Origin of the sequence: Accumulibacter sp. (genome assembly GCF_036625195.1) — a bacterium.
Taxonomy (GTDB): Bacteria; Pseudomonadota; Gammaproteobacteria; order Burkholderiales; family Rhodocyclaceae; genus Accumulibacter.
This window is the reverse complement of the sequence record NZ_JAZKUG010000001.1, coordinates 842,368-854,794: the sequence shown is the minus strand read 5'-3', so window position 1 is coordinate 854,794 and position 12,427 is coordinate 842,368. Positions and strand designations below refer to the sequence as shown.

At 62.6% G+C, this 12,427-nt stretch carries 9 protein-coding genes; all 9 read left to right on the top strand.

The window, feature by feature from the left end:
* Window positions 1-62 precede the first annotated feature (62 nt).
* The 9 genes from V5B60_RS03765 to rpoD all read left to right on the top strand — a co-directional run bounded on the left by V5B60_RS03765 (window position 63) and on the right by rpoD (window position 12,294).
* On the top strand, window positions 63-1,238 hold the full coding sequence (locus V5B60_RS03765; protein ID WP_332345689.1) for an aspartate aminotransferase family protein: 1,176 nt from the start codon (window positions 63-65) through the stop codon (window positions 1,236-1,238).
* A gap of 9 nt (window positions 1,239-1,247) precedes the next feature.
* Entirely contained in the window at window positions 1,248-2,201 is a 954-nt protein-coding gene (gene argF, locus V5B60_RS03760; RefSeq protein ID WP_034941391.1) for an ornithine carbamoyltransferase, read from the top strand.
* A complete protein-coding gene (locus V5B60_RS03755; RefSeq protein WP_332345688.1) occupies window positions 2,198-3,427 on the top strand; it encodes an argininosuccinate synthase in 1,230 nt (409 codons plus the stop codon). Before argF ends, V5B60_RS03755 begins: the two co-directional genes overlap by 4 nt.
* Window positions 3,428-3,474: 47 nt before the next feature.
* Window positions 3,475-3,684 carry a DUF2788 domain-containing protein gene (locus V5B60_RS03750; protein WP_034941400.1) on the top strand — a complete coding sequence of 70 codons (210 nt, stop codon included), beginning with the start codon at window positions 3,475-3,477 and terminating at the stop codon, window positions 3,682-3,684.
* Between the two features lie 72 nt (window positions 3,685-3,756).
* Complete coding sequence (locus tag V5B60_RS03745; protein WP_332345687.1) at window positions 3,757-4,251, top strand: YajQ family cyclic di-GMP-binding protein; 495 nt, start codon at window positions 3,757-3,759, stop codon at window positions 4,249-4,251.
* 227 nt (window positions 4,252-4,478) lie between these two features.
* Entirely contained in the window at window positions 4,479-7,490 is a 3,012-nt protein-coding gene (locus tag V5B60_RS03740) for a DEAD/DEAH box helicase (RefSeq protein WP_332345686.1), read from the top strand.
* Window positions 7,491-7,991: 501 nt separating this feature from the next.
* The gene (gene rpsU, locus V5B60_RS03735; RefSeq protein ID WP_012807257.1) at window positions 7,992-8,204 is read left to right on the top strand and encodes a 30S ribosomal protein S21; all 213 of its coding nucleotides are present in this window, start codon (window positions 7,992-7,994) and stop codon (window positions 8,202-8,204) included.
* Between the two features lie 356 nt (window positions 8,205-8,560).
* Window positions 8,561-10,300: a DNA primase gene (gene dnaG, locus V5B60_RS03730; protein WP_332345685.1), complete on the top strand. Its 1,740-nt coding sequence runs from the start codon at window positions 8,561-8,563 to the stop codon at window positions 10,298-10,300.
* Window positions 10,301-10,350: 50 nt separating this feature from the next.
* The gene (gene rpoD, locus V5B60_RS03725) at window positions 10,351-12,294 is read left to right on the top strand and encodes an RNA polymerase sigma factor RpoD (protein ID WP_332345684.1); all 1,944 of its coding nucleotides are present in this window, start codon (window positions 10,351-10,353) and stop codon (window positions 12,292-12,294) included.
* The last annotated feature ends 133 nt before the right edge of the window (window positions 12,295-12,427 follow it).

The window sequence follows — 12,427 nt, the reverse complement described above, 5'->3', positions numbered from 1 at the left end:
CATCTGTCCGGCGGCGCGAGCCGCCGTTTCAGTTTTGACGTCTGCGCAATGGGTTGTGCTCAATGTCCCATCTGATGAATACCTACAGCCGTTTGCCGGTCGCTTTCAGTCACGGCGAAGGGAGCTGGCTGACCGACACCGAGGGCAAGGTCTACCTTGATGCCCTGTCGGGAATCGCAGTCAATACGCTGGGACACCGTCACCCGGCGCTGGTCGAGGCGATCGCGACGCAGGCTTCGCGTCTGCTGCACGCGTCGAATCTCTACCGGATTCCTGAGCAGGAGCGCCTGGCGGACAAGCTGGCGGTCCTTTCCGGAATGGAAGAAGTCTTCCTCTGCAATTCCGGTTGCGAAGCCAATGAGGCGGCGATCAAGCTGGCCCGCCTGCACGGCCACCGGCAAGGGGTGGACAGTCCAGTGACGATCGTGATGGAGAGAGCCTTCCATGGCCGGACCATGGCGACCCTGTCCGCTACCGGCAACCGCAAGGCGCAGGCCGGCTTCGAGCCGCTCGTCGCGGGCTTCGTGCGCGTTCGCTACAATGACCTCGAAGCGATCAGAACACTGGCCCGCGCGAACCAGAACGTCGTTGCCGTGATGCTCGAAATCGTCCAGGGCGAGGGTGGAATCAATGCCGCCGATATCGAATTCCAGCGTGGTCTGCGGGCATTGTGCGACGACCGGGGCTGGTTGCTGATCTGCGACGAGGTTCAATGCGGGATGGGCCGCACCGGGACATGGTTTGCTTTCCAGCATTCCGGCGTCCGTCCGGATGTGGTGACGATGGCCAAGGGGCTGGGCGGCGGGGTGCCGATCGGCGCCTGCCTCGCTGCCGGGTTGGCGAAGGGCCTTTTCCAGCCGGGCAAGCATGGCTCTACGTTCGGCGGCAATCAGCTGGCGTCGATCGCGGCATTGACTACCATCGACGTGATCGAGAGGGATGGGTTGATCGATCACGCGCGGTGCGTCGGCGAGTTGATCCGCAACGGACTGGCCATGGCACTGGCGGATTGCCGAGGCGTGGTGCAGATTCGCGGCCAGGGTCTGATGATCGGCATCGAGCTTGATCGCCCATGCGGCGAACTGGTGCTGCTGGCGTTGCAGGCCGGCTTGCTGATCAACGTGACGGCAGATACGGTCATTCGCCTTCTGCCACCGCTGACCTTCAGCCCCGATGAAGGACGTGAACTGACGTCGCGCCTGGCGGTTCTCATCCGTGCCTTTCTCGCCTCGACCTAGAGATCGACCATGGACCGCCCTCGGCATTTCCTCCAGTTCAAGGACTTCACGCGTGCGGAGTTCGATCATCTGTTCGAACGAGCGCGTTGGATCAAGGCCGAGTTCAAGGCCTTTCGCAAGTACTGGCCGCTGAGCGATCGCACTCTCGTCATGATCTTCGAAAAGGCCAGCACGCGCACCCGGCTTTCGTTCGAGGCCGGCATGCAACAGCTCGGCGGCTCGGCGATTTACCTCAACAGTCGGGATTCGCAACTGCAGCGTGGGGAGTCGGTTGAAGATGCGGCGCAGGTGATCTCGCGCATGAGTGATATCGTGATGATCAGGACCTTCGAGCAGGCGATCATCGAGCGCTTTGCTGCGTTTTCGCGTGTGCCGGTGATCAATGGCCTGACCAACGAGTATCATCCGTGCCAGATTCTTGCGGACATCTTCACCTATATCGAGCATCGCGGACCGATCCAGGGCAGGACGGTCGCCTGGATCGGCGATTCGAACAATGTCTGCAATACCTGGCTACAGGCGGCGGAAGTGCTCGACTTCCGGGTCCACGTGTCCACCCCTCCAGGCTATGAGGTCGTCCCCGAGCGCCTCGGTCTGCAGGGGACCAGACATTTCGAACAGTTTGCCGACCCTCTGGCAGCAGTCCGGCAGGCTGACCTGGTGACCACCGATGTGTGGACCTCGATGGGCTTCGAAGCGGAGAACGATGACCGGCGGCGCGCCTTCGCCGCTTGGCAGGTGAATCGGGAAATGATGCGCCTGGCCGGTCCGCAGGCGCTGTTCATGCACTGCCTGCCGGTCCATCGGGGCGAGGAGGTTTCGGCAGAGGTCATCGATGGGCCGCAGAGCGTCGTCTGGGATGAGGCCGAAAACCGCATGCACACACAGAAAGCGCTGCTGGAGTACCTGTTGTGCGGGCGCGTCGATGTATCATCATCCTGTTCGCCAGGAGAAAGAACATGAGTCAGATTCGCAAAGCCGTCCTCGCCTACTCCGGCGGCCTCGATACATCCGTCATCCTGAAGTGGTTGCAGGATACCTATCACTGCGAGGTCGTGACCTTCACCGCCGATCTCGGACAGGGTGAGGAGCTCGAGGCCGCGCGTCCGAAAGCGCTGAAGCTCGGCATCGCTGCAGGGAACATCTACATTGAAGACCTGCGTGAGGAGTTCGTCCGCGACTTCGTCTTCCCGATGTTTCGCGCCAACACGGTCTATGAGGGCGAATACCTGCTCGGCACGTCGATTGCCCGGCCGCTGATTGCCAAGCGCATGATCGAGATTGCCAATCTGACTGCTGCCGACGCGGTGGCGCATGGCGCGACCGGCAAGGGCAACGACCAGGTTCGCTTCGAGCTTGGGGCCTACGCGTTGCGGCCCGACATCCGGATCATCGCGCCTTGGCGCGAGTGGGATCTGCTGTCGCGCGAGAAATTGCTGGCGTATGCCGAGGAGCACGGCATCCCCGTCGAGATGAAGCATCGCCAGGGTGGTGCTCCGTATTCGATGGACGCCAACCTGCTGCACATCAGTTACGAGGGACGTCACCTCGAGGATCCTGCAGCCGAAGCCGAGGAATCCATGTGGCGCTGGACCGTCTCGCCGGAGACGGCGCCCGATGCGGCCGAGTACCTCGATCTCGATTTCGAATGTGGTGATCTGGTGGCCATCAACGGGCAGCGGTTGCCGGCACACGGGTTGCTCGGGCGCTTGAATGAGCTGGGCGGCAAGCACGGGATCGGTCGCATCGATCTCGTCGAGAACCGCTATGTGGGCATGAAGTCACGTGGCTGCTACGAAACGCCTGGCGGCACGATCCTGCTGCCGGCACACCGCGCCATCGAGTCGATCACTCTCGACCGCGAGGTGGCGCATCTGAAGGATGACCTGATGCCGCGCTACGCCAGCCTGATCTACAACGGCTACTGGTGGAGCCCGGAACGGCTGGCGCTGCAGAAACTGATCGACCATACGCAACTGGCGGTGAACGGCTGGGTGCGGGTGAAGCTTTACAAGGGCAACGTGATCGTCGTTGGCCGCGACTCGGCGACCGATTCGCTTTTTGACTCGACGATCGCGACTTTCGAGGATGACGCCGGCGCCTATGACCAGAAGGATGCTGCCGGGTTCATCAAGCTCAACGCCCTGCGCATGCGCATTGCGGCCCGACTCGCTGCTCGCCGGCAATGATCCCGGGATGATCGGTCGATGTGCGGCCTGAGAGAAAGACGGCGCCGATGTTTGGCCTGACCGAAGAACAGATCTCGGACTTCGGCATGACCTTCGGGGTCGGTGCCTTCATGCTCTTCATGCTGTTCATCATCGGCGAGATCGCCTGGAAGTCAAAGGCCGGCAAGACCGGCACGATCATTCTTTTTTTCGTCCTTTCATTCGGCATGCTGGGCTTCATTGCCAAGACGATCATGGAAAAGCTCTGGGGGCTGTAGACTGTTCAACTGCCGCGGCCGGCGGCGTGGGGCCGCGTTTCGCGGCCTCTTCGACCGAAAACTGGATGCACTATGCCTTCATTCGATTTTTCTTCCGAAGCCGACATGGCGGCGTTGCACAACGCCCTCGATGTCACCCGGCGTGCCATCGACAATCGCTATGACTTCAAGGGCACGAGCGCCCGGGTGGAGCTCAACGACAAGGACAAGGTCATCACCATGCACGGTGACTCCGAATTCCAGCTCGGCCAGATCAGGGATCTCCTCTTCCCGGCGATGGAAAAGAAGGAAAAGGAAAGCACCAAGCGGCTCGATCATCAGCCGGTGCAGCGCGTCTCGGGCAACAAGGTCAAGCAGGATCTGAAGATCCGGATTGGCATCGAGTCGGAACTGGCGAAGAAGATCGTCAAGCTGATCAAGGACTCGAAGCTCAAGGTACAGGCATCGATACAGGGCGATGCGGTACGCGTCAGTGGCGCCAAGCGGGATGAGTTGCAGGCCTGCATCGCATTGGTCACAAAGGAGATCACCGATTTTCCGGTCCGCTACGGCAACTTCCGCGATTGAGGAAGGGACGAAGGAAAGCACGGTGTCTGCCCTTGCCGGAGCGTGCTGCCCGACGCTGGCTTCCGTCTCGCGGTTGCCGCCAATGCGCCGCTTCGCGTTGCGCGACACGGGCAATCAGCCGCCCGCCTGGCCGCTGGTCAGGAGCTTGAGCGAGCCTGCGATCGCTTGCTCCTCAGGTCGTACCGTCTGGCGCGAGGCATGTGTCGCCGGGCCGTCGGGGCTGCCGCGTGGATAAGCCGGTCGAACGATCTCTGCCGGTCAGCAAGGGTGACGTCGGTGCGCTGTCGTGGACCGAGGAGTTGCGCCGGGTGGCGTTGGCCGTGAGCAAGAAGGACCGCGGTCCTGCTGCGGGCCGTCAGCAACTGTTCTACCTGCTGCATTGGACGGCTGATCTGACGGGCTTCGGGGTCACTGTTCACAAGGGTCGCGAGCCCGAGGGTGCCACCGAGTTGTGGACCATCGATCGTGCGCTCGCGAAAGCCCTTCGCTTCGTGAGCGACGAGGATCGCCCGATCCTGCGACTGCTGTGGGCTGAACGCGCTGTTGACACGGGCCTGCATGCCTTCGGACTCGGGCCGCGACACGGCGGCGAAGCGCTGCAGCTCATGGCGAAGACCGGCCGCCTGTGTCGTGGGGACGATCACTCCTTCCTCACCCTCGCGGCGCCGCGTCCGGCGGCCCTGGGCTGGCGGCAGGCCGGCGAGGGGCGGCAGTTGGCGACGCTGCTGACAGAGCCGGCAGGTGGTCTGGTGATCCCGCTGCCGCAGCCGTGGTTCGTCGATCTCGACCGGCGTCTGGTCGGTCCCCTGCAGGTTGGCGGCAATCCGGCCGTCGTCGCTCGCCTGTTCTCGCTGCCCCCCTTGTCGCCTACCGCGGCAGCACTCGTCGGCGAGGCCCTCGCCGAGCCCGCCATCGATCTGCCCCGGGACCCGGAGCAGGCGGCGAGTGTCGATAGCCGTTGCATCGTTGCCGAGCCGGTCGCCGTGCTGCGTCTGCGGACCCTCCAGACACATGGGAATCGTGCCTGGCGGGACTACTCCACTGTCTACGGCGGTGGACCCTTCGATGTCGCCTTGGCAACGTTTCGCTACGAGGATGTCGAGGTGATTCCCGAAGACCGGCGTGACTTCACCATCCTGGCGAACGGTGAGATGGTTCGCATCGAGCGCCAGCGTGCGCGCGAAGAGGAGTTGATGTCTGAACTGGCGAAGGTCGATCTGGAAAAGATTCCGGGCTACGTGCTGCACACTTTCGGTAGACCGCCAGACAATGCATACGGCCTGGCGCAGGAGAGCAACTGGCCGCTGTTCATGCGAGAGCACCTGGGGCAACTGCGCAGCCGTGGCTGGCAGATCGACTTCGCCATGGAGTTTCGCCATCGTCTGCTCGAGGTGGAGGCTTGGGATGCCGATCTGACTGAGTCCGGGACGGGCTGGTTTGAACTCGACATGGGGATCGTTGTGGAAGGCGAGCGTCTGCCACTTGCGCCCCTTCTGGCCGGTCTCTTCCGGCGTGACGGGCGTTGGCTCGACGCTGCTCTGCTGGAGCAGGTCGCTGACGGCGAAATGGTCGAACTGGTGACGACTGCCGGCCTGAGAATTCGCGTCCCGGCGTGGCGTCTGAAACCGTTGGCGGCGACCCTGATCGATCTCTTCGAGGGGTTCACTGGCGGCACCAGCCTGCGCCTTTCCCGTTTCGATGCGCCGCGCCTGAGCGAACTCAATGACAGCACGCGTTGGCGGTTCAGGGGCCAGAAGGACGTGCTGGCACTTGCCGAGCAGTTGAGTGCGGCGCAGGGCATCAGCCATATCGTGCCACCACGTGGGCTTGGTCTGGAACTGCGCCACTACCAGACCGAGGGGCTGGCGTGGCTGCAGTTCCTGCGCGAACAGAATCTTGCTGGAATTCTCGCCGACGACATGGGTCTGGGCAAGACGGCGCAGACACTGGCACACCTGTTGTTGGAAAAGGAGTCGGGGCGGCTCGACCGGCCGGCGCTTATCGTCCTGCCCACCTCCCTGATCTTCAACTGGACCAACGAGGCCGCACGCTTCGCCCCCGGGCTGTCGCTCCTGTCCTTGCATGGACCAGAACGCAAGAGCCGCTTCGCGGACATCCCGACCCATGATGTCGTGTTGACCACCTACCCGTTGCTGTGGCGGGACGTCAACGATCTGACCCGGTACGCCTACCACCTGCTCATTCTCGACGAGGCGCAGACCGTGAAGAATGCACGCAGTCAGGGTGCTGAAGTGGTGCGTCGGATCGAAGCGCGGCACCGTCTCTGCCTCACCGGAACGCCGCTCGAGAACCACCTGGGCGAACTCTGGAGCCAGTTTGACTTTCTCCTGCCAGGCTTTCTCGGCAGCAACCAGACTTTTGCCAAGTACTGGCGGACGCCGATCGAGAAGCAGGGGGACGTCAGGCGACGCGAGCTGCTGGCACGGCGTGTGCGTCCGTTCATCCTCCGCCGCAAGAAGGAGGAAGTGGCGCGCGAGCTGCCGCCAAAGACGATCATCGTACGCAGGGTGGAGTTGGCTGGTGGTCAGCGCGATCTCTATGAGACCGTCCGTGTCGCAATGGACGCCAAGGTACGCCAGGAAATCGCCAGCAAGGGATTCAATCGCAGCCAGATCGTCATTCTCGATGCTCTGCTGAAGTTGCGGCAGGTCTGTTGCGACCCGCGGCTGCTCAAGTCCAAGTCGGCGCAGAAGCTCAAGGAACGAGCCAAGCTGGCTCTCCTGATGACGATGTTGCCGGAGCTGGTTGAGGAGGGCAGGAAGATCCTGCTGTTCTCGCAGTTCACCAGCATGCTGTCACTGATTGCCAGGGAACTGCGCCTCCTCGCCCTCGACTACGCCCTGCTCTGCGGTGATACGGGTGATCGCGAGGAGCAGGTTCGTCGCTTCCAGTCGGGTGAGGTGCCCATCTTCCTGATCAGCCTGCGTGCCGGCGGCGTTGGCTTGAATCTGACGGCTGCGGATACGGTGATCCACTTCGATCCCTGGTGGAACCCTGCGGCCGAGAATCAGGCGACCGATCGGGCGCATCGGCTCGGTCAGGACAAGCCGGTCTTCGTATACAAGTTGATCGTTGCCGGCAGCATCGAAGAGAAGATCCTCGCCTTGCAGGAGGGCAAGGCCGAACTTGCGGCCCGCATTCTGTCGGCCGATCATGGCGTCGAAGCCAAGTTCGGCAGCGAAGACATCTCGGCCCTCTTCGCGCCGCTGGCGAGTTGAGGAAGAGGCCCGATGCATGGTGGTGGCGCAGGGCGAGCAACGTACGGTTAGCAGGCGGTTGGCCGCATGTCGCACGATTGGTCCGGATCGACGGCCGGACGGCTCCCGTCAGCCGCCAAGACCCGCCGCGGGTGTCCAGCGATAGCCACTTTCTGAACTTGCCGCGTGTTGCATCTGGGCAGTCAGGTCCTGGCACACGCGGTGCACCGGGATCGTGCGGACTGGTTCGAGCACTGGGGCATGGCAGGGGGTTCCCATCGACAGGCATCAGGACTGTCGGCCGTGCGCATGCCTTTGTCCTCGACTCGAATGCCGCGCGGGGCGACCACTTCGTCATGTCTCGGTCGCGTGTCTGCAACGGGGCGGCGGCGATCGGCTCCGATTCGGCAGGGCCATGTGTCAGGGGTGCCGGGCTTTGGCTTTGCTTGGAACTTCGATGGGAGTGTGCTTATAATGGCGGCCTTCGTTGTCGTCCAGAATTTTTGAACTTGGGAAGAGTCGATGCCAGCCATTCGCGTCAAGGAAAATGAACCGTTCGAGGTTGCGATCCGTCGTTTCAAGCGTACCGTTGAGAAAACCGGTCTCCTGACCGAATTGCGCGCTCGTGAGTTCTACGAGAAGCCCACGGCCGAGCGCAAGCGCAAGCTTGCAGCAGCGGTCAAGCGTCATCACAAGCGCATGCGCAGCCAGACCCTGCCGCCCAAGCTTTACTGATCCCACTCTTGTCGCGCAGAGCGCCGCCCCTCTTGCGACGGGCGGCAGTTTGCGCTTGTGGCGGGGTGGATGCCCGATCGGCTGCGTCGGCGTTCCGCCAGTACGCACCGGGGTCTTGGCACGACGAACAGGGGGCTCGGCACGATTGATGTCATTCGGGTGACCACTGCGCATCGCCAGATCTGTTGGTCGTACCGCTACGGCAACTTCGCCAGCGGTGTGCCCTGGGCGATGCTTCACCTGGATCGAGTGCTTTTCCGCGAGCCCGGCTCTTGCCGCCCGATGGTCGGCGATCGCCGGCGGGGACCGGCTCTTGGGCCGGCGCGCGGTGGTCGCCGGAGCATGGGGGTGGGAACTTGATTCCGGAGTCGTTCATTCAGGAGTTGCTCTACCGGGTTGACCTGGTTGACCTGATTGACGAGCTTGTCCCGCTCAAGAAGGCGGGTGCCAACTACGTGGCATGCTGCCCGTTTCACCACGAAAAATCCCCGTCGTTCACCGTCAGCCCGAGCAAGCAGTTCTACCACTGTTTTGGTTGCGGGGCGCACGGCAACGCGATTGGCTTCCTGATCGAGTATTCTGGCCTTGGCTTCGTGGATGCGGTTCGCGAGCTTGCCGGCCGCGCCGCCATGGAGCTTCCCGATGGGCGTGCGGCAGGCGGTGGCCGCGCTCCGCAGGTACAGATTCTGGCCGAACTGATGGGGCGTGCGGCGAAGTTCTACTGCGAGCAGCTCAGGGGTTGCGAGCGGGCGATCGGTTATCTCAAGGAGCGGGGCGTCAGCGGCGAGATCGCGCGTCGCTTCGGAATCGGCTATGCAGCGGAAGGGCGCCAGAACCTCGCCCGGGTCTTCGCCGACCATGCCGATGCCGACCTGCAGTTGGCCGGGCTGGTGATCAAGGATGAGCGCGGTCGCCTGTACGACCGCTTCCGCGATCGCGTGATCTTTCCGATCTGCAACCAGAAGGGCGAGGTGATCGCCTTCGGTGGTCGGGTGCTCGGCCAGGGAGAACCGAAGTACCTGAATTCGCCGGAAACTCCGCTGTTTGAAAAAGGCCGCGAGCTCTTCGGCTTGCCGCAGGCGCGCGTCGCCATCCGCCAGGCGGGGACGGTGATCGTCGTCGAAGGCTATCTGGATGTCGTGGCGCTCGCCCAGCATGGCGTGGAGAATGCGGTCGCGACCCTGGGCACGGCCACCTCGGTGGCGCAGGTGCAGAAGCTGCTGCGCCAGGCCGATCGTATCGTCTTCTGCTTCGATGGCGATGCTGCCGGGCGGAAAGCCGCCTGGCGCGCTCTCGAGAGCAGCCTCGAGGTGCTGGCCGAGCCCAAGAGCATCGCCTTTGCCTTCCTGCCTGAGGGCGAGGATCCCGACAGTCTGGTTCGACAGCGCGGCCCTGAAGCGTTTCGCGCGCTGATGACCCAGGCAACCCCGCTGTCGGAGTTTTTCCTGCGCGAACTCGCCGGACACTGCGATCTGGCCAGTGCGGAAGGTCGAGTCAAGTTGATCGCCGAGGCAAAACCCCTTCTCCTTCGTTTGCAGTCCAGCATGCTGCGCCTGCAACTGGTGAAGCGCCTGGCCGAGCTGAGTGCTTTCTCCCAGGCCGAGGTCGAGCATCTCTGCGACCTGCGTCCGGCGGTTCAATCGGCTCCTGGACGCGCACGACGGCAGGCGCCGTCGCTGTTGCGACCACTGCTGCGCCTGCTGCTGCAGAAGCCCCGGCTGGCGTCCGAGTTGCCCGAGGATCTTCTGCCTGAGGGCTCTGCGGAGGCCAGCGCCGTACGCATGCTGTGCGCAAGCATCCGCTCGGCCCCTGGCGGAGACCTCCCCTATTCGGCATTGCTCGGGCGCCTTCAGGGCAGCGGATGTGAGGACGTTCTCCGGGCGGCAGCTGCTGAACTAATGCAACAGCCCTTTGCCGAAGATGAGATCGACGCCGAGTTCGCCGGTGCGCTCAGCAAACTCCGCGAAGGCAGTCACCGGCGCACCTTTCAGCTGCTGCAGGAGAAGGTGCAAAAGCTTGGCGTGAGCGGGTTGTCGAGTGAGGAAAAGCAACGATACCTGCAATCCATTGCTGTCCGCGGCAACGGTGATGGCTAGCATGTGATAAACTGTAGAGTTTTTCCAGTCCAGCTATTCGGGAATTGGTCATGGTTAGGGAAAAGGCGGTAACGACGAAGGCGGCTAAGGCCAAGGCGACGGCAGATCTCCTGGCGCAGGCGGGAGCACAGCCGGCACCGGTGGATGATGAAACCCGGAAGACGCGTCTGAAGACGCTGATCAAGCTCGGCAAGGAGCGTGGCTTTCTGACGTACGCCGAGATCAACGATCATCTCCCCGATGACGTGGTCGATGCCGAGCAGATCGAGAGCATCATCAGCACCTTCAATGACATGGGTATCCAGGTCTATGACGAGGCGCCCGATGCCGAAACGCTGCTGATGTCCGACGCCACGCCGGCTGCAGCCGCAGACGATGCGGATGTCGAGGAGCAGGCGGAACAGGCGTTGTCAACCGTCGACTCCGAGTTTGGTCGCACGACCGACCCGGTACGCATGTACATGCGCGAGATGGGATCAGTCGAGTTGCTGACCCGCGAAGGCGAGATCGAGATTGCCAAGCGCATCGAGGATGGCCTCAAGCACATGATCCAGGCCATCTCCGCCTGCCCGACGACCATCGCGGAGCTGATCAGTTGTGCCGACCGGATCGGCCGCGACGAAATGCGCATCGATGAACTGATCGACGGCCTGATCGATCCAGAGGCCGACGAGTCGCTCGAAGAGCTGGCGGAGGCGGTCGCCGTGGAAGACGAGGAGGATGAGGAGAGCGCGGAAGCAATCGAGGGTGCCGCTGCCGCGGCCTCACTCCTCAAGCTCAAGACCGAGGGTCTGGAGAGGCTGGAGTTGATCCGCGCGCACTACCTCAAGGCGCAGGTGATCCTGCCCCGGCGCGGATCGCAGGACAGGACCTACCTCAAGCTGCAACAGCAGATCTCGGAAGAGATGATGGGAATTCGCTTTACCTCGAAGACCATCGAGCGGCTTTGCGATTCGGTGCGCGCCATGGTGGAGGAAGCGCGCGCCTGCGAGCGCAAGATCCAGCGCATCTGTGTCGACACCGTACGCATGCCGCGCCTGCACTTCATCAAGGTCTTCCCCGGCAACGAGCTGAACATCGACTGGGTCGATGCTGAAATCGCCGCCGCCAGCAAGACCTACGCCGCGGTTCTCTCGCGCAATGCGCCCAACATCAAGGAGGAGCAGCGCAAACTGCTCGCCCTGCAGGAGCGTATCGGAATTCCGCTGCGCGAACTGAAGGACATCAACAAGCAGATGTCAACCGGTGAGGCCAAGGCCCGCCGTGCCAAGCGCGAGATGACCGAGGCCAACCTGCGGCTGGTGATTTCGATCGCCAAGAAGTACACCAACCGCGGCCTGCAGTTCCTGGATCTGATCCAGGAGGGCAACATTGGCCTGATGAAGGCGGTGGACAAGTTCGAGTACCGGCGCGGGTACAAGTTTTCCACCTATGCCACGTGGTGGATTCGGCAGGCGATCACGCGTTCAATCGCCGACCAGGCTCGCACCATACGCATTCCGGTGCACATGATCGAGACGATCAACAAGATGAACCGCATTTCCCGGCAGATCCTGCAGGAAACCGGAATGGAAGCCGATCCGGCGACGCTGGCAAAGAAAATGGAGATGCCGGAAGAGAAGATCCGCAAGATCCTGAAGATCAGCAAGGAGCCGATCTCGATGGAGACGCCGATCGGCGACGATGACGACTCGCACCTTGGCGACTTCATCGAGGATCAGGCCACTCTCGCGCCGACCGAAGCAGCACTTTATTCCAGCCTGCGCTTCATCACCAAGGACGTGCTCGATACCTTGACGCCGCGTGAAGCCAAGGTGCTGCGGATGCGCTTCGGTATCGAAATGAACACCGACCACACGCTCGAGGAAGTGGGCAAGCAGTTCGACGTGACTCGCGAGCGCATCCGGCAGATCGAGGCCAAGGCTCTCAGGAAGCTTCGGCACCCGTCCCGCTCGGACAAGTTGCGCAGCTTTCTCGACAATGGCAACAGCTAGCGTCACTGGCAAGACGTCTGTCGTGAGGTAAAGGACGGCGCCTTGGTGCACGGCTCAGTCTGGAAATTTCTGGGCCAATGCTGGCCAGCCACACCGATGGCTTTGGCACACACTCTGCGCCAAGGCGTGCCGC

Excerpts from the sequence above, each read along its gene's own strand:
- V5B60_RS03765 (WP_332345689.1), top strand. The coding sequence starts at position 63 with ATGTCCCATCTGATGAATACCTACAGCCGTTTGCCGGTCGCTTTCAGT.
- argF (WP_034941391.1), top strand. The coding sequence starts at position 1,248 with ATGGACCGCCCTCGGCATTTCCTCCAGTTCAAGGACTTCACGCGTGCG.
- V5B60_RS03755 (WP_332345688.1), top strand. The coding sequence starts at position 2,198 with ATGAGTCAGATTCGCAAAGCCGTCCTCGCCTACTCCGGCGGCCTCGAT.
- V5B60_RS03750 (WP_034941400.1), top strand. The coding sequence starts at position 3,475 with ATGTTTGGCCTGACCGAAGAACAGATCTCGGACTTCGGCATGACCTTC.
- V5B60_RS03745 (WP_332345687.1), top strand. The coding sequence starts at position 3,757 with ATGCCTTCATTCGATTTTTCTTCCGAAGCCGACATGGCGGCGTTGCAC.
- rpsU (WP_012807257.1), top strand. The coding sequence starts at position 7,992 with ATGCCAGCCATTCGCGTCAAGGAAAATGAACCGTTCGAGGTTGCGATC.
- rpoD (WP_332345684.1), top strand. The coding sequence starts at position 10,351 with ATGGTTAGGGAAAAGGCGGTAACGACGAAGGCGGCTAAGGCCAAGGCG.